The 17,215-nt window shown below is 40.0% G+C and carries 15 protein-coding genes; 9 read left to right on the top strand and 6 right to left on the bottom strand.

What is annotated here, in order from left to right; genetic code table 11:
- Positions 1 to 18: 18 nt before the first annotated feature.
- The 3 genes from ilvN to ilvE all read right to left on the bottom strand — a co-directional run bounded on the left by ilvN (position 19) and on the right by ilvE (position 3,658).
- Positions 19 to 543 carry an acetolactate synthase small subunit gene (gene ilvN / locus ACFFGV_RS13335; protein ID WP_377348662.1) on the bottom strand — a complete coding sequence of 175 codons (525 nt, stop codon included), beginning with the start codon at positions 541 to 543 and terminating at the stop codon, positions 19 to 21.
- Positions 540 to 2,282 (bottom strand): acetolactate synthase large subunit, encoded by a 1,743-nt coding sequence (gene ilvB, locus ACFFGV_RS13330; protein ID WP_377348660.1) that lies wholly within the window; start codon positions 2,280 to 2,282, stop codon positions 540 to 542. Before ilvB ends, ilvN begins: the two co-directional genes overlap by 4 nt.
- Before the next feature lie 467 nt (positions 2,283 to 2,749).
- Positions 2,750 to 3,658, bottom strand: a complete 909-nt coding sequence (ilvE, locus tag ACFFGV_RS13325; protein WP_377348658.1) for a branched-chain-amino-acid transaminase — start codon at positions 3,656 to 3,658, stop codon at positions 2,750 to 2,752.
- A gap of 527 nt (positions 3,659 to 4,185) precedes the next feature.
- On the opposite strand from ilvE, the gene ACFFGV_RS13320 reads away from it, so the two are divergent.
- Positions 4,186 to 4,617 (top strand): Hsp20/alpha crystallin family protein, encoded by a 432-nt coding sequence (locus tag ACFFGV_RS13320; RefSeq protein WP_377348656.1) that lies wholly within the window; start codon positions 4,186 to 4,188, stop codon positions 4,615 to 4,617.
- A gap of 168 nt (positions 4,618 to 4,785) precedes the next feature.
- Positions 4,786 to 5,394, top strand: a complete 609-nt coding sequence (locus ACFFGV_RS13315; RefSeq protein ID WP_377348654.1) for a biotin transporter BioY — start codon at positions 4,786 to 4,788, stop codon at positions 5,392 to 5,394.
- 45 nt (positions 5,395 to 5,439) lie between these two features.
- Here the strand turns inward: ACFFGV_RS13315 and ACFFGV_RS13310 are convergent, their stop codons facing one another.
- Entirely contained in the window at positions 5,440 to 7,653 is a 2,214-nt protein-coding gene (locus ACFFGV_RS13310; RefSeq protein ID WP_377348652.1) for an FUSC family protein, read from the bottom strand.
- Positions 7,654 to 7,810: 157 nt separating this feature from the next.
- On the opposite strand from ACFFGV_RS13310, the gene ACFFGV_RS13305 reads away from it, so the two are divergent.
- A complete protein-coding gene (locus ACFFGV_RS13305; protein WP_377348650.1) occupies positions 7,811 to 9,286 on the top strand; it encodes an AMP-binding protein in 1,476 nt (491 codons plus the stop codon).
- Between the two features lie 200 nt (positions 9,287 to 9,486).
- Here the strand turns inward: ACFFGV_RS13305 and rpiA are convergent, their stop codons facing one another.
- The gene (gene rpiA / locus ACFFGV_RS13300; protein ID WP_377348648.1) at positions 9,487 to 10,191 is read right to left on the bottom strand and encodes a ribose 5-phosphate isomerase A; all 705 of its coding nucleotides are present in this window, start codon (positions 10,189 to 10,191) and stop codon (positions 9,487 to 9,489) included.
- 180 nt (positions 10,192 to 10,371) lie between these two features.
- Complete coding sequence (gene ytzI, locus ACFFGV_RS13295; RefSeq protein ID WP_377348646.1) at positions 10,372 to 10,527, bottom strand: YtzI protein; 156 nt, start codon at positions 10,525 to 10,527, stop codon at positions 10,372 to 10,374.
- 304 nt (positions 10,528 to 10,831) lie between these two features.
- Between ytzI and trhO the strand changes: the two genes are divergently transcribed.
- From trhO to ACFFGV_RS13265, 6 genes are all read left to right on the top strand, one after another.
- Positions 10,832 to 11,800 carry an oxygen-dependent tRNA uridine(34) hydroxylase TrhO gene (gene trhO / locus ACFFGV_RS13290; RefSeq protein WP_377348644.1) on the top strand — a complete coding sequence of 323 codons (969 nt, stop codon included), beginning with the start codon at positions 10,832 to 10,834 and terminating at the stop codon, positions 11,798 to 11,800.
- A 290-nt stretch (positions 11,801 to 12,090) separates the two neighbouring features.
- Positions 12,091 to 13,200 (top strand): glycosyltransferase, encoded by a 1,110-nt coding sequence (locus tag ACFFGV_RS13285; protein WP_377348642.1) that lies wholly within the window; start codon positions 12,091 to 12,093, stop codon positions 13,198 to 13,200.
- Positions 13,201 to 13,285: 85 nt separating this feature from the next.
- Complete coding sequence (gene gmd / locus ACFFGV_RS13280; protein ID WP_377348640.1) at positions 13,286 to 14,248, top strand: GDP-mannose 4,6-dehydratase; 963 nt, start codon at positions 13,286 to 13,288, stop codon at positions 14,246 to 14,248.
- A gap of 153 nt (positions 14,249 to 14,401) precedes the next feature.
- A complete protein-coding gene (locus tag ACFFGV_RS13275; protein ID WP_377348638.1) occupies positions 14,402 to 15,412 on the top strand; it encodes a mannose-1-phosphate guanylyltransferase in 1,011 nt (336 codons plus the stop codon).
- Between the two features lie 19 nt (positions 15,413 to 15,431).
- Positions 15,432 to 16,073 carry an acetyltransferase gene (locus tag ACFFGV_RS13270; RefSeq protein ID WP_377348636.1) on the top strand — a complete coding sequence of 214 codons (642 nt, stop codon included), beginning with the start codon at positions 15,432 to 15,434 and terminating at the stop codon, positions 16,071 to 16,073.
- A gap of 25 nt (positions 16,074 to 16,098) precedes the next feature.
- Positions 16,099 to 17,202 carry a DegT/DnrJ/EryC1/StrS family aminotransferase gene (locus ACFFGV_RS13265; RefSeq protein WP_377348634.1) on the top strand — a complete coding sequence of 368 codons (1,104 nt, stop codon included), beginning with the start codon at positions 16,099 to 16,101 and terminating at the stop codon, positions 17,200 to 17,202.
- Positions 17,203 to 17,215: the final 13 nt, after the last annotated feature.

Here is a 17,215-nt window from a genome sequence, read left to right as displayed (position 1 = left end):
ACTAGCTTCAGCTTGATATTACTGAATGAGTGAATAACTTGAAGAAAATTCCGACACTTGTGGCTGCTGCCCTCTTTGAAATGCTGTTAAGCCTGTTCTGGCTAATTCCTTGATGCCATATGGCTTAAGTAATTCAATAATGGCTTCAATTTTCTCTGATTTACCTGTAGCTTGCACCGTAATACTATCTTTACTTACATCAATAATGTCTGCACGAAATGGTTCAATAATGCCTTGTATCTCTGCCCGTTGTTGGGGGTTGCTGCCAACTTTAATGAGGGCAAGCTCTCTCGCTACGATGGCTTTATCTGTAATGTCTGATACCTTTAGGACATCAACCTGCTTATTTAATTGCTTCGTGAGCTGCTCTAGCTTGTTGAAATCCTCTATATCGACAACAAAGGTCATCTTGGAAATACCCTCTGTCTCCGAACGCCCAACTGAAATGCTTTCAATATTGAATTGTCTCCGTTGCAAAAGCCCTGTGATCCGGTTCAGTACTCCGCTCCGATTTTGCACAGTAGCGGTAATGATTCGTTTCATGGTTTCACCCCAATCATTTCGTGCAATCCTTTACCAGGTGCTATCATTGGATAGACATTTTCCTGCTGTACTACTCGGCAATCAAGTACAACTGGACCGTCATAGGAGAAAACATCTGGTAATGCTTCTTCTAATTGCTGCTGTGTTTCTAACTTCATAGCACGGACATTATAGCTTTCACATAACTTCACGAAATCTGGCTGAGTATGAAGAAGGGATTCGGAATATCGCTCATCATAAAATTTCTCCTGCCACTGTCGAACCATTCCAAGCGCCTCGTTATTCACGATAATTACCTTAACTGGCAGGCGCTTTTCCTGGAGGATGGACAGTTCCTGCATGGTCATTTGAAAGCCTCCGTCACCCACAATAGCTACTACCGGCTTGTCAGGGTTAGCGTATTGAGCACCAAGTGCAGCAGGGAAGCCAAAGCCCATAGTGCCGAGTCCACCAGAAGTAACCCAACGATTAGGCTTATTAAAGGTATAATACTGGGCTGCCCACATTTGATGCTGACCGACATCTGTTGTAACAACCGCATCTCCTTTAGTAATTTCATGGACTTTTTCCATTAACCATTGTGGTATCATTTTTTCCTGTGGGTTGTTATACCAGAGCGGATACTCCTGCTTATATTGCTCTAGGTGGCGAAGCCAGTCTCCGTGATTACTAGAGGTTACCTCTCTATTTGAAAGAGCCTTCAGTGCTTCTTTAGCATCTGCCACAATCGGTATATGAGTGGTTATATTCTTGCCAATCTCAGCAGGATCGATATCTACGTGCGCTACTGTTGCATGTGGTGCAAAATGCTCTAGCTTCCCAGTTAAGCGATCATCAAATCTGGAGCCTATATTTATTAATAAATCACATTCATATAGCGCCATATTGGCCGCATAGGTTCCATGCATGCCTGCCATCCCTAAGAAGAGCTCATCCTCTCCTGGGTATCCACCTAAACCAAGCAGTGTATTTGTTACAGGAAGTCCGTGCTTCTTGGCAAAGTACGTAAGCTCTTGGGAAGCTTTCCCATGAATGACGCCAGCTCCTGCTAACAATACAGGACGTTTTGCTTTGGCTAACGCATCCTCCAGCTTCTTAATTTGCATTGGATTTGGCTTTGTATTCGGCTGATATCCTGGCAGATAAAAGGTGGATTCGTATGCGCCTTCTGCTGGACCTGAGGAGATATCTTTAGGAATATCTACAAGGACAGGTCCCGGACGTCCAGTAGAAGCAATGTGAAATGCTTCCCGGACGATACGAGGCAAATCATTAATGGATCGAACCTGGTAATTATGCTTGGTAATTGGAGTCGTAATCCCCATAACGTCTGCTTCCTGGAATGCATCGGTGCCGATAACATTCGATGCAACCTGACCTGTGAAAATAACGAGTGGTAAAGAATCCATCATCGCATCTGTAATACCGGTAACTAAATTGGTTGCGCCTGGACCTGAGGTGGCTAGCACAACACCAGGCCTGCCTGAGACACGGGCATATCCTTCTGCAGCGTGGATAGCACCTTGCTCATGGCGTGTAAGAATATGCTCGAAACAATCCCCAGCTCTGTAGATAGCATCATAAATGGGTAAGACAGCGCCACCTGGGTACCCAAACAGTGTCTCTACTTCTTCTTGAATCAACGCTTCGACGAGTAAGTCAGCACCTGTCTTTGGTGTTGTTTGTGGCGCCTGAGCAGCGTCCGTCTTTGCTTCTACCTTCACCTGTAAACCCTCCATTTCAATCGATTGATATTTATACTATCGTTCCTCTTAGGTGGGAACGTTCCCATGCTTTTAGCTCTGAAAGATTATAATATTACGAATAGTCTTACTTTTATTCATAAAAAAGAGCCAAGACTATTTCGCCCTCATAGAAAAGTCACTCGTTTGTGACTGGTTAGGGGCGAATATAGTCTTGGCTAATCGCGGTACCACCCTAAATTATAGCATCCTCTCGAATGCTACCTTATGAGACAACCCGTTATGTTAGAGAAATGGGGAGGTCTCTTTTGATAACAGGTGAATGGTGGTCACCTGGCTAAGCCTACTAAACGAATCGTTCAGCTTGGCACTCGGGGATGATGTCGGATTAAGGTGTATTTCCGGGCTTCCAGCAACCCCGGCTCTCTGTGAATACAATCTCTTAAACCTTTATTCCCGTCGTTGATTTTTTGCTATGCAGTTAGGTGGTATCGGCGCATTGTTTAAACAACAGCGTCCTGTTTCTTAGTATCTGGGTAGCACTGTACACCGTCCGTTGTAACTAGTTTACGGAAAAGACCAAGCAGTTCATTTGTTACGGAACCTGGCTTTCCATCGCCAATCTTACGTTGGTCCACTTCCACTGCGGCAATGACCTCAGCAGCGGTGCCTGTTAAAAATACTTCATCTGCAACGTACACATCGTGGCGAGTGAACGGTTCTTGCTTTACTTCATAACCGTGCTCATTGGCTAGGTCAATAATTGCGTTTCTCGTAACTCCTTCTAAAGCTCCTAAGTAAACAGGAGGGGTATAGATGGTTCCATTTTTTACAATAAAGATATTGTCTGCTGAACCTTCCGTAACGTAGCCCTGGTCGTTTAGCATTAATGCCTCATCAACTCCGGCTTGGTTAGCTTCAAGCTTTACTAAAATATTATTTAAATAATTCAGTGATTTAACTTGAGGACTTAATACATCAGGTCGATTTCTTCTTGTTGAAACAGATCCAAGTCGTAAACCTCGTTCGTATAATTCCTTAGGGAAAAGAGCGAGTGCTTCAGCAATTACCACTACACGTGGTTCAGAGCAGCTAGCTGGATCTAATCCTAGATTTCCGGCACCACGTGATATAACCACGCGGATGTAAGCATTGTCTAATTGATTATGTCGTATCGTACTCACAATAATCTGCTCTAATTCCTCCTTTGTGTATGGAATATGAAGCAAGATTGATTGTGCGGATTCATATAATCGAGTCAGGTGCTGGTCTAAACGAAAGATATTTCCATCGTAGGAACGAATTCCTTCGAACACCCCGTCTCCATATAGAAATCCATGATCGTAAACGGAAACGACGGCTTCTTCTTTTCGTACGAATTGACCATTAAGGAAAATCCATTGACTGCTCATACTAGCACTCCTTTCTTTTCGATATTTAACACATTTAAGTGATAGTTGTTGGGAGAGAACCCTATGCGAAAAAAGGTGGGACACATCGTTCGCATAAGGCTCTGGTAAATCCGCTGGGAGGCGGCTCAAATCGATTTATCCTTAGGTGTTAGGATGAATTGATTTGTTTTGGTTGATGACAATATTAATCCCCTTTTCCCTTCTGGTCAACAGGCATTTGTTAATTTTTCTGACAAGTCAGATAATGGTATTGGTTAGTAAACGCTTACAATGCTGTTCTTATCACAAACCGCGTGGTCGAAGAAAAAAAAGAAAAAAAGTAAGCAAACGGGAGGATGAGGAAGGAGGAGGAGGGAGAAGAGAATGGATGGGTATTGGTGTAACTATTTTGCATTTGACGTAGCGTGGCGAGGGAAGAACAATGCAATTCTTTAGAAATTATAGGTGAATCGGGATAAATGTCTATACCACATGGGTAACTATTTCATACAGTATTGGTAGGTGACTATCACGAAAGGAGGAGGACTATGGCGCAGGATCATTCAAAAAAAGAAATGCGACCTCGGAGCATGTTTGATGAATTATTTGATGTAACGAAAAGCAAATCCATATTTGAAACAATGGACCAGTTATTCGCAGATGCTTTTGGAGGAGGGACACTTCCTGTATCTCAATACGAAACAAAAACCCACTACCACATAGAAGCGAGCTTGCCAGGAGTTGCAAAGGAAGAGATAGATATTGAACTAAATGGGGATTCCTTAAAAATTACGGTAGATAAACGCCAAACACTTGAGGATGAAAAGAGGGGGAAGAGGAGTAGTAAAAGAGAGTTTCAAGAAAGAACTATTCCATTGCCAGAGGATATACTACGACGGGATATGAAGGCTCAATATGAAAATGGTGTGTTAAAAATTGCTTTCCCAAAAAAGAGAGGTAAAAAGATAGAGATAGAATAAGGGCGAAAGATCCTGGCATAGCTCAGGGTCTTCTTTTTTATCTTTAGCTTTCTTATGCATATTTCATGAAGTTTATATTTCCAATAGCAGGGTAGTATGTTATTCTAACATTAACGTTAACGTACATATTTTACTGGTTAACAATGATTATGGCAGGAGGATCGTACTATGGAACGCAAGAAAATGACCGCACTCGATTTATCACTTGGAAGTATGTTTGTCGCACTAATGGCTATTGGTGCAAATATTACATCTATTGCACCATTTTTGGAAGTAGGTGGCGTCCCCATCACACTTCAGACCTTTTTCGGGATACTAGCGGGGTTAATTCTCGGAAGCAGACTCGGAGCATTTTCCTTATTTGTCTATATGATGCTCGGTTTAGCTGGAGCACGGATTTTTGCACAATTTGGAGGTGGACCAGGCACCCTTATTTCTCCTACGTTTGGATTTATTCTTTCTTACATTTTGATGGCTTATATCGTAGGAAAAATAGTGGAGCGAGAACGAACATTACCAAAGTATATCTTGGCTGCCTTGATAGGAATGGCTATTAACTATATTGTTGGAACCAATTGGATGTATGCAGCTTACATTCTATGGTTCGAAGCACCAGGAAACTTCTCCTATTCACTAGCATGGGCTTGGATGATGGCTCCGCTTCCAAAGGATATAATACTCTCTGTTCTTGCTGGTATCTTTGCTTATCGCTTAGAGCGCAGTGTATTGTCTAAAAGTCGCTATCGCAAGCAGCAAACCTATACCACATCAGCATAACTACAAATTGAATGATAACAGATATACCAAAACCTGGCATTCCTATTATGAGATGCCAGGTTTTGCTGTGGATTGATGATGTTTGGAGGGAGCAAGCTCTACAGTTGCTCCCATATCAGAGGCAAGCGTGACAAGGGATTGATTGATCCGCCAAATATAATATAGCTTGTACACAAACAAGCGGTCAGAAATGGAAGCTTCAGCAATCGTGAATCGTTCTACCGCTCTTCGGTCCTCCTCCAGTTCATATACGGTTATATTTCCTGTGCCCTTTATTAGCTTATGGATGTTATTAATATTGTGCAGTACATAATATTGCACATGTTCAAGAGTCTCTTCCATGTCTTTCTCTATTTTAGGATAAGAATGCCTTGTAGCGTGAAGCTGCTTTGCATAATAATTAATAGCACTTAATACTGTATGCCATCTTTCTATCCCCGACCTTCCAAACCTTCCTGGTCGATAACGGAACATAAGCGACTCTACTCGAATGAGTTCTAGTTTTTGATCGAGCTCGAAGCTTTTTTCAGCAAAGTTCTCATGATGTCTCTTGTGCAGTAAGTGATTTAAATAGGAATGAACGTAATCTGAAAGCTCATGAAAAAACTCAGAAGCATAATCCGCAATCTTATCTCTTGTGGTGGTAGGTAAAATAAAGGAAGCAGCGAATAAGCCAACATAAGCGCCGATAAACGTGTCGATTACACGTACACCCATTACCATTGGAGTTATTCCGCCAAGCAATAGATCATATAGCATAGCAACCACCATTGTTATCCAAAAGATCATGATGGAATAAGAAACAGGAAACAAATAAAAAGCCATGAAAATACATAGAAAAATAAAACTAACTTCTATAGTGCTATTTGATATCAATTGTGCTAAACCGAACCCTGCAAGTGCTCCCAGCACTGTTCCGAGTGTGCGTTGGTTTGCTTTCATAAAGGTACTGCCAACAGATTCAGTGCCCATGAAGATGATAAAGGAAGAAAGTAAAATCCAATAAGGATGAGCAGGAGTTAAGGTATAACCAAGATAGACTGAAATAGCTCCAGCTACTAGTGCCTGAATGGCTTTTTTAGTAGTTGGATGCAGGCCTGTTAGGGTAGCCTGGTCTTCCTGCTCCTCGTCTTCTGCAGGCTGTTCTTCCGTCAAGTGTTCCTTTCTTTCTCTGTGTAATTCTGTAACGCCATCAATAACATGATTCGCAATGGTTTCCATTCTCCTCACAAGATAAAGCCATTCCTCCGAGTCTTGATCACTGACTTCCCGAATTTGATGCCGCAATGCTTGAAGTGCTTTTTCCGCACGCGTTAATTGTTCTGGTACACTACCGTTACGTAACACCCTAATACTCCTGATTGATTCCACCAAGTCTAACAGTGCATCCTGAAAAGGGCTTTGCTGATAATGCTGCATAGCTCTTAATCGCTCTACAGCTGGGGATAAGCTTTGCATAAGCATATCTACGTCATAGACATAAAGCCTCAGTTCATTTGCACGAATTCCTTTCCAAATAAGAGATGGGCTAGTAGTCGCTAGTTGTCCAGAAATGTGCCGCGCATATTCATTTACTTTTGTTAAATTTTGATCGAGTGTCTTTATCTGCCTAGGTGTGATGGTCGGAGATACAATCATTTGCTTGACAAGATTCATAATTAGATTTGTTTGAATATGAAAGGAGTGCATACTTCGTTGCAGCACTTTTTCTGGTTGGTCCTTCAATACAACAAAATTGTAGACAAACGCATAACTCCCACCAATTGCTATGGCAAGATAATACCATGGGATCATTTCTAACTCTACTTTTAATATAGTAGAAAAGTAAATAGAAAAAAAGGCGATGACGGATAAGGAGAAGTAACGACTGGAAAATCTAGATAAATAGAAGGCTAAAAATACAACAAGAACGATAGCAATATCAGAAAGATAGTACATGCCGTATAAGTAACTGCCAAGGGAGATGGCGAGCATACTCGTTATGGCCATCAAAAAAGTAGTCATTTGCTTTTTTGCTTTTGTGTCGTCAAATACGACAAATGTAGAAACAAGTCCGACTACTCCTGAAAAGATGGGTACTGTAATCCCGCCAGGTCCTATATTAAAAAAACCAATAATTACGGAGGTTGTTAGGACGGCAGAAATTACACTTAACAGTATTTTTAACGCACTCTTAAAGCGCATAAGTCCAGGGTCAGAAGCGGTTAGCCTCGTCCAGTAATGTTGGATGGTTTGTAAAAAAGATAAATGTGCATTCATATCTTAATCATACTGGAAACCACTCCAATAATCCAAGTCATGGGGATTATTAAAAATTTTCAGTTAAGGAAGGGGAGTAGAAGTCATTTCTCTTTGTATACTATCCATTTTACTTTATCCTATATGGTAAGGAATTACAGAGGAGGTTTTTTTAGTTTTGACGATAATTGGGGAGCAAGTTAAAACCTACGCAGAGAAAAACCCTAACAAGCTTGCGATTCAAGTAGATAAGGACAAAGTGACCTACAAGGAATTAATTCTTCATATAGAACAAATACAACAACAGCTTCTTCAAGAAGTTAAGCCAATACGTGGCAAGACCATTGCAATTTTGTTGGAAAATGATATTAGCTGGATGGAGGTTTTTCTAGCTGTTGTTAACCTCGGTGGAATCGCTGTTCCTATTAAGGTTGACGGGGAACAGAAGTATGTAAAGGCCATTCTTGAAGATGTGAAGCCAAATATAGTCGTTACACGTGAGAAAAGGGTGGAAGATTTCCCATTTGTACAACAGTATCATATATTGTCGATGAGCTCTTTGTATCAGCTTCCCCAGAGATTTCTAAAGCCTGAGAAACTAGATGGAAAGGATCTATTTTTTATAGGGTATGAGAGAGCAGACCCTGAAGAATTGCTAGGGATTACTAGGTCTCATCAATCTTGGGAAAACAGCTTCTGGGAAGAAGAGGCTTCTTTGTTTATAACAGAAGAAGATACCATCCTGTTACCTGGCGCACTTTCCAGTCATGAGTTTTTATACACTGCTGTTCATTCATTGCATATTGGCGCAACAATTCTGTTGAAAAGAAATTTCTCTCCAGGTGACGTAATACAAAGTATGAAAGCAGGTACGACGATGTATGTCACCCCAAGCATGTATGAGCAATTAAAGGCCGAAGAAGATTTTAGTGAGCAATGTACTCTCCAGAAAATTATCATTACTTGTACCAATTGGAGTGTCCATGAGCGGGAGGAGGCTATTACACTGCTGCCACACACAGATATATATGCTTGCTTTGCTGAGAAGGAATTAGGTAAAGTAAGCATCCAGGAAGTGAAAGATCCGACTATTGTGCAAGGAAGTATTGGAAAACCATTAGCATCAGTAAAACTTTCTGTTCGAGACCAAGATGGTATCGAGGTAGAGCAGGGTGAGGTAGGTCAATTATATGTGAGCAGTCCATGGCTTTTTGCTGGTTATCACAATAAGAAAAGGGAAACAGACGAAGTATTTGTAGGAGATTGGGCTTCCGTGGGTCATCTTGCTTATCAGGATGCCAATGGCCAAATGATACTGATTGGCCATAAAAATACCGTCATTCAATTAGAAAATCGTGTTATTTATCCAGAAGAAGTTGAGGAAGTACTCCTTACGCACCCTTCTTTAGAGGAAGTGCTTGTAACTCAGTTAGAGAGGGATGAAGGATTAAGAGTAGCTGTCTTATATAAAAACAGAACCAATCAAACTATTACTCATGAAGAAATACAAACATTGTGTCAGGAAAATCTTGAGTTTGATAAGTGTCCAGATGAGTATATAGAAGTGTCCTCTTTTTATTATAAATCAAGCGGTGAGATAGATATAAAGAAAATGAAAAAATGGCTTAGTCAAGTGGAAGTGCAACGCCTCTAAACAAAAATCCCCCTGTTCAAAAGGGCCTCTTTTGAACAGGGGGTTATTTTCATATGTGTTATGTAAGAGGGTGTCAGGTGTAAAGAAAAAAATGGAGCGGGAGCCTATGGACAAATAAAGAAGCTCCGGTTCGCTATTGCTTTAGGTGTGAAATCTTCCCGTGCTTCTACAGGAAATCCACTATTCCCGTCCCATTAATTTTATTGAACAGTAAGTAATTCTACATCATATCCCATGAACAACCCTGTCTCTATAATTCCCGGAATGGCAGCAAGCCTTGTCTCAAAATCATCCTCAATAGTAGCAAAGCGAACGTCTATAATGAGATTACCTGCCTCTGTAATAACTGGTCCGTCCTTAGATTCTGCTTGGCGAAGGGTAACCTCTTCAACTGGGAAATCGGAAAGTTGATGTTCTACAAGATGGAGTGCCCTTGCATCTACTTCCATAGGTACGGCGAAGTTCTCTCCAAGCACCTTTACAAACTTAGACGGATCGACGAGGATATAATTCTCAGGTGAGCTTGCCATAACTAGCTTTTCATGGAACATTGCACCACCTCGCCCTTTAATAAGATTTCTTTGTTCGTCCACTTCATCCGCCCCATCAAATGCCCAATCTGGCTTCTGACTCGTAAGTGAAGTAGTAGGGATATTCAGGGCCGCACAAACTACTTCTACTTCATGGGAAGTAGGGATAGCTGTTACAGAAAGATGATGATATTTCATTTTCTTAGCGATTGCTTGAACCGCTAAGAAAGAAGTAGAACCTGAACCTACTCCAATCACATCACCATCTTTCACCCGTTCTGCTACCTTTTTGGCCACTTCTTCCTTTGCATCTTTATTGGAAATATCATTACTCCACTGAATAGTTGCAGCTAATGAGTTTTGCCATTTACTCACTGAAACCAGCTCCTTTTCAAATAGTTTGTCCCTTATAAAGAATTGTACGAAACGTCATTTCATAGCCTCCCATATACAGCCTGGTAAAGTTAATGGGAGGGTTAATGGATTACTTTAAGAAAGTAGGGAGAAAAGTAAAAAAATAGTTTGTACTTGTAATGAGATAGTTTAGTACATAGATTATTGTTGGGTAGAGTTCTCTGAATGATCTTCTGGAATCTGCTCAGGTAAAGGATCTACTTTATGCTCGTATTGATACCCTTTATTAATAGTGAACATAGTCATTAATAGAACACCAAGCATGATAATAAGAGAAACAATTAAAATAGCTATCAAGATTGTTTCCTCCTCTTTAGAAAAGGTATGAATAGTGTGACCTAGAGCTAGTGTAACATACAGAGTGGAGCCAAAGATTACGATATCCTTTTCTCTTGCTGAAGGAAGGGAGTAAGCAAATATCAATATATTCTACTTGCCAAAGTGTTTATAAATAGTTTATAATATTTGGTCGTAAGTATGGATGAAATAATAGGTGTGCTTTTCTGTGAAAAGGAGAAGCAGCATCGTGATACATTCTATCATGATCAGCTAACACTACCTGATTTATATCCTGCAAATATAAATAAGAGGTGGAAACGTTATGTCAGAAAAAAATTATCAAATTCTACTGTATTATCATTATGTAACGATTGAGGACCCGGAGCAGTTTGCACAAGATCACTTGGACTTTTGTAACAGCTTAGGCTTGAAAGGAAGAATCCTCGTCGCTAATGAAGGCATTAATGGTACTGTTTCTGGTACTATAGAACAGACGAAAGCATATATGGATGCAATGAATAATGATCCAAAGTTTGCTGAAATGAAATTTAAAATCGATGAGTCAGAAGAGCATGCCTTTAAGAAGATGCATTGCCGCCCTCGTCCTGAACTAGTGACTCTTCGTTTAGAAGATGATATCAACCCTCATGAACAAACAGGCGAGTATTTAGAGCCGAAAGAATTCTATAAAAAAATGCAAGAAGAAGATACCATTATATTAGATGCTCGAAATGATTATGAATATGATCTTGGTCATTTCCGTGGAGCTATTCGTCCAGATGTAAGAACTTTTCGCGAACTTCCTGATTGGGTACGGGAGCATAAAGAAGAGTTAGAAGGCAAGCAAATTCTAACCTATTGCACAGGCGGTATTCGTTGTGAGAAATTCTCTGGCTGGCTAAAGCGAGAAGGATTTGAAAACGTTGGCCAGCTTCATGGCGGTATTGCCACGTATGCCAAGGACCCAGAAACGAAAGGGGATCTATGGGACGGTCAAATGTACGTCTTTGATGAGCGTATCAGTGTACCCATTAATCAAAACGAACACGTTATTGTTGGGAAAGACCATTTCACAGGGGAGCCTTGTGAACGATATGTGAATTGTGCAAACCCAGATTGTAACGAGCAAATTCTATGTTCTGAAGAAAACGAGCATAAATATCTTCGAGGCTGCACTCATGAATGCCGTACGCATTCCCGTAACCGTTATGTGGTAGAACATGGGCTGTCCCAAGAAGAGATAAACGAACGACTACAAACCTTAGAAGAAGAGCAGCAACAGATTTCTTAATTAAATATAAATTGTAACCTGAAACGCTTCAGTACCTGTGTACTGGAGCTTTTTTTTTGGTTGGTTATAAAAATAGGTGGTTCGGTTAATTTGTATGAGCTGCTATTACAGGAGCACTCTTTTTATACCGTCTCCATACTCGAGAGGAGACACCGCAACTCCATTTCATTTAAATAATGATAGCTTGTATATGCTTTTTTGAAATTTTATCAAGTGAATGAATCCAAAATATTTCGTATGAAACCTCCATATGGTTAAGTAATGGGACTTTTTACTATGGGGGGCTTTATATGAAAAAGGGAATCAATATTATCGGTTATGCCAGAGCTGAATCTGGACTTGGTGAGGCTTGTCGATCTGCTGCTAGAGTTTTAGCTTCATTGGACATCCCATTTTGCATTGTGAACTTCCCACACTGTCCATCCAGACAAGAAGATTATTCATGGCAAGCTAAAGAAGTAGAAACACCGCTATATGATACAAACTTAATATTTATTAATGCAGATCAAATGCTGCTGCATAAGGAGCTTCTAATGCCATACCTTTCAGGCAGATTTAATATTGGCGTATGGCACTGGGAATTACCTATCTTCCCTTCCATTTGGGATGAAGCATTTTCTATGGTACAGGAGGTATGGGCGCCTTCTACATTCACATTACATTCTATTGCAGCAAGGTCAACCGTTCCTGTTTATCATGTACCTCATAGTGTGAAACTAGATGTTGATGATGATGTAAATCGTGCTTCCTTTCAGCTGCCAGAAAATGCATTTCTTTTTCTGACCATGTACGAAACCCATAGTACCATTAGAAGGAAGAACCCGGTGGCATCCATTGATGCATTTCAAGCAGCCTTTGATAAGGACGATGAAACGGTTGGATTAGTTGTGAAAATTAATGGAGGAAAAGAAGCTGCTCATGAAGTGGAAGGACTTCATCAGAAAATCGAAGGGTATTCAAATATATTTATTATAGATGACATACTGGAGAAAAAATATGTGAACAGTCTTATACATGTAACAGACTCGTTTATTTCTTTGCATCGTTCTGAGGGATTTGGGCTAACGCTTGCTGAGGCGATGTACTTAGAAAAACCTGTCATTGCTACTAATTGGTCAGCCAATACAGATTTTATGCATAAGCAAAATTCTTGTCTAGTACGGTATTCTTTAATGGTGGTAACGGGATATGTCAAAGGGTTATCCAGAGAACAGAAATGGGCAGAACCAGATAAAAAGGATGCACAATTTTACATGAGGAAGATGGTCCAGGAACAAAAGTGGGCAAAAGAAATTGGTATTAAAGGAAAGAATACGATAGATTCTTATTTATCTATAAAGAATGTAGGAAGTATTTATAAAAAACGATGGGATGCCATACGTTCGAAAAGCACGTTATAGCGCGTCTGTATTAACTTTTTTATTCCAATTCTGTGTTCATTACATACAGTATAGAGACATTACCTTGAACAACGGAGTTGAGAACATGAAACGTGCATTAATAACTGGCATAACAGGGCAGGATGGCTCTTACTTAGCAGAATTTTTATTAGAGAAAGGCTATAAAGTATATGGTGTAAAAAGGCGTACAGCTACTCCGAATGAGGATAATATTGTCCATCTTAAGGGATATATAGAATTTATTTCAGCAGATTTAGCAGATGTATCCTCTCTAATAAATGCCGTTAAAATTGCTAAACCAGATGAGGTGTACAATTTAGGTGCCCAATCCTATGTAGCCACTTCTTGGGAGCAGGCGATATTTACGTCCCAAGTTACAGCTATGGGAGTGTTGAATTTATTAGAAGCAATTCGTTTAGAGTATCCAGATGCTAAATTTTATCAAGCATCCAGCAGTGAAATGTTCGGAAAGGTAATAGAAACTCCTCAAAAGGAAAGTACACCTTTTCACCCAAGAAGTCCATATGGAGTGTCAAAGGTATATGGGCATTGGATAACCGTTAATTATCGTGAAAGCTATGATATGTACACCTGCTCTGGAATATTATTTAATCACGAATCCCCAAGACGGGGTCTTGATTTTGTTACAAGGAAAATTACAAATGCTGTCGCAAATATTTATTTGGGAAATCAGACAGAACTACGTTTAGGAAATTTAGAGGCAAAACGTGATTGGGGTTACGCTGGTGATTATGTGGAAGCAATGTGGATGATGCTGCAGCAGGAAAAAGCAGAAGATTATGTTATTGCTACAGGAGAGACTCATACAGTAAGGGAGTTTGTAGAGCATGCTTTTCAATATGTTGGTTTGGATTGGAAAGAATACGTGGTGCAGGATCCTGCGTTCATGAGACCAGCTGAAGTTGATCTATTGCTTGGTGATTGTACAAAGGCAAAACAAAAGCTAGGGTGGGAGCCTTCAACAACCTTTAAAAACTTAGTGGAAATGATGGTAGATCATGATTTGAATTGCGTGAAAAACACATAAACATACCTAAACCTTCTCCGTTTGTATAGTATGAGAAGGTTTTTTCCTTTATTTAGGCGTTCAAATTATTACGCGGAAAGGGCAATTAACATATACATATTGAAAGTACTGTAAACGAAATAACCAGGTGCTCAATAAATAGAGGTGTTAACCATGAAGATAGTAATTATGGCTGGGGGGAAAGGCACTCGGTTTTGGCCCCTCAGTAACGAGGAAAAGCCGAAGCAATTTAGAAATATTTATTCTTCTAAGTCAATGCTTCAAGAAACTTATACACGCTTTCGAGCTTGGGTTCCAGCAGAAAAGATATTTGTACTTACAAAAGCGGATTATATTCCTATTATTCAGGAGCAATTACCAGAATTAATGCTGGATCAAATAATCGTCGAACCTGCTCAAAGGGATACAGCGGCGTGTGTTTGTTTAACAGCTTTGTATTTTCAGGAAAGAGAAGATGACGAACCGCTTGTGTTTAGTCCCTCAGATCAGTATATATCAGATGCTGAAGAGTTAAAAGAAGTATTGCAAGCCTCCAATTCATTAGCGTATCAGGATAAAGCAATTGTAACACTGGGATTAAAGCCAACTAGACCGGAAACTCAGTATGGATACATGATAACCTCTGACCGACTAAATGGAAGTCCAGCGTATCAAGTGGATTGCTTTGTAGAGAAGCCATCCTTTGAAAGAGCGTTGGAGTTGTGTGTGATGGAAAATGTTTTTTGGAATAGTGGAATCTTCGTTATGAAGCCTAGTACCATTTTGTATTACATGGCAAAATTTGAAGAAGAAATGCTGTACACCATCATGGACTATATAAATGGGGACAAAGAGTCCTACCTTACATTAAATAAGATATCTGTAGATTATGCGATAGTGGAAAAAGCAGATATTATTTATATGATTCCAGCTTATTTTCAATGGGATGACGTTGGGAGCTGGAGTTCTTTGGATCGTACATTTACAAACGACCAGACAGGAAATATAGTGCTCGGAAATGTTCATAGTGATGGAGTGAAAAATTGTATCATTCATTCCGATCAGAAAGCTGTGGTAATAGGAGTAGAAGATCTTATCATCGTTTCAACGGAATCAGGTTTATTAATTTGTAATAAATCGGAAGAAGGAAAAATAAAAAATATTATAGGGGAGCATTTCAAATAGACAATAGGAGTGGGACTGCTTGTACACTGAAAATGATATGGTGCTAGTGGGAGCAGGTGGTCATGCCAAAGTCGTATTAGATGTACTTAGTCAACTCAATGACATATCCGTAATTGGTATTCTGGATAAATATGAAACAGGAAAAGTGCTGGGTGAATGGGAAATAATTGGAAATGACGAATTGTTATCCGATTTATATACAAACGGGTTAAGGAAGGTGTTCATATCAATTGGAGATAATGCAGTGCGAAGCAAGCTATACACCTATTGTGTTTCTTTAGGTTATACTTCTATCCCTGTTATTAGCCGTAGAGCCTCTGTATCTAAATGGTCATCTATTGATCAAGGTGCCATCATCATGGGAGGAGCAATTATTCAGCCGAATGTTCAGATTGGAGAGAATAGCATTATCAATACAGGGGCTGTCATTGATCATGATTCCTTTGTTGGAAGTCACTGTCATATTGCTCCAGGTGTTCATATGGCGGGTAATGTAACTGTAGGTAAAGAAAGCTTTATTGGTATAGGGTCTTCTGTAAAGGATGGGGTAAAAATTGGAGCAGGTTGTGTATTGGGGGCCGGCTCTATTGTAGTAAGTAATATACCTGATTACAGTCTGGCATATGGATCTCCTGCAAAGGTCATTCGCACATTAGATTAACTTTTATAAAGCGGGGTTTAAATGTATGGAGAATTATTATCCTGTTTCTAATCCAACGTTAAACGGTAACGAAGTGAAGTATGCGATAGACTGTTTGCAATCCACCTGGATTTCCTCTAAGGGAAAGTATATCAATACCTTTGAGACCGCATTTGCTAAACAGCATGATTCTTTGCACGGAATAGCATGTAATAACGGTACTTCAGCATTACACCTTGCGCTAATGTCGCTTGGCTGTAATGCTGGTGATGAAATTATTGTTCCTACATTAACATTTGTTGCTACCGCAAATGCAGTCACATACTGTGGTGCAAAGCCGGTACTAGTGGACGCTGAAGAGGACACATGGAATATAGATCCATCTGCTATAGAGAAGGCGATTACAGAAAATACGAAAGGAATTATTGTAGTTCATTTATATGGACACCCAACCAATATGGATCCTGTCATGGACGTTGCAAAGAAGTATAATTTGTTTGTTATTGAAGATGCTGCGGAAGCCCACGGGGCAGAATATAAGGGGAAAAAGGTTGGTTCCATAGGGGATTGTGGAACCTTTAGTTTTTTTGGCAATAAAATCATTACAACTGGAGAAGGAGGAATGATTACAACTAATAATAGGCAACTAGCACAATCTATGAAAAAGCTAAGCTCTCATGGAATGGATCCATCCGAACGATATTGGTATCCGCAGGTGGGGTATAATTATCGAATGACAAATATACAAGCAGCTATCGGATATGCACAGCTCGAAAATTTAGATTGGCATCTTAGTCAGAGGAAGCGGATAGCTTCACTATACAACGAACAATTAAAAGGTCACCCTTCTCTTGTGTTGCCAAAAGAGGCAGATTGGGCTAAACATTCTTATTGGATGTATAGTGTGCTCTTGCCAGTTAAAACGAGAAAGGAAAGAGACAGTATAATGGCGGACCTGCTAAAAAAGGGGATTGAAACAAGACCATTCTTCTATCCCATGCATGTTCTCCCACCATACGAGGATAAGCGAAAAGGTGCTTATCCAGTGGCAGAGCGACTGTATGTAAAAGGTATTAATCTTCCAAGCTATGCTAGTTTACAAGAAGAGGATATTGCTTATATATCAACTTCACTATTAGAAAGCTTGTAAAGATTAAATCATT

This window comes from Pontibacillus salicampi, assembly GCF_042434395.1.
Classification (GTDB): domain Bacteria; phylum Bacillota; class Bacilli; order Bacillales; family BH030062; genus Pontibacillus; species Pontibacillus salicampi.
This window is presented reverse-complemented; position numbering and strand designations above follow the sequence as displayed.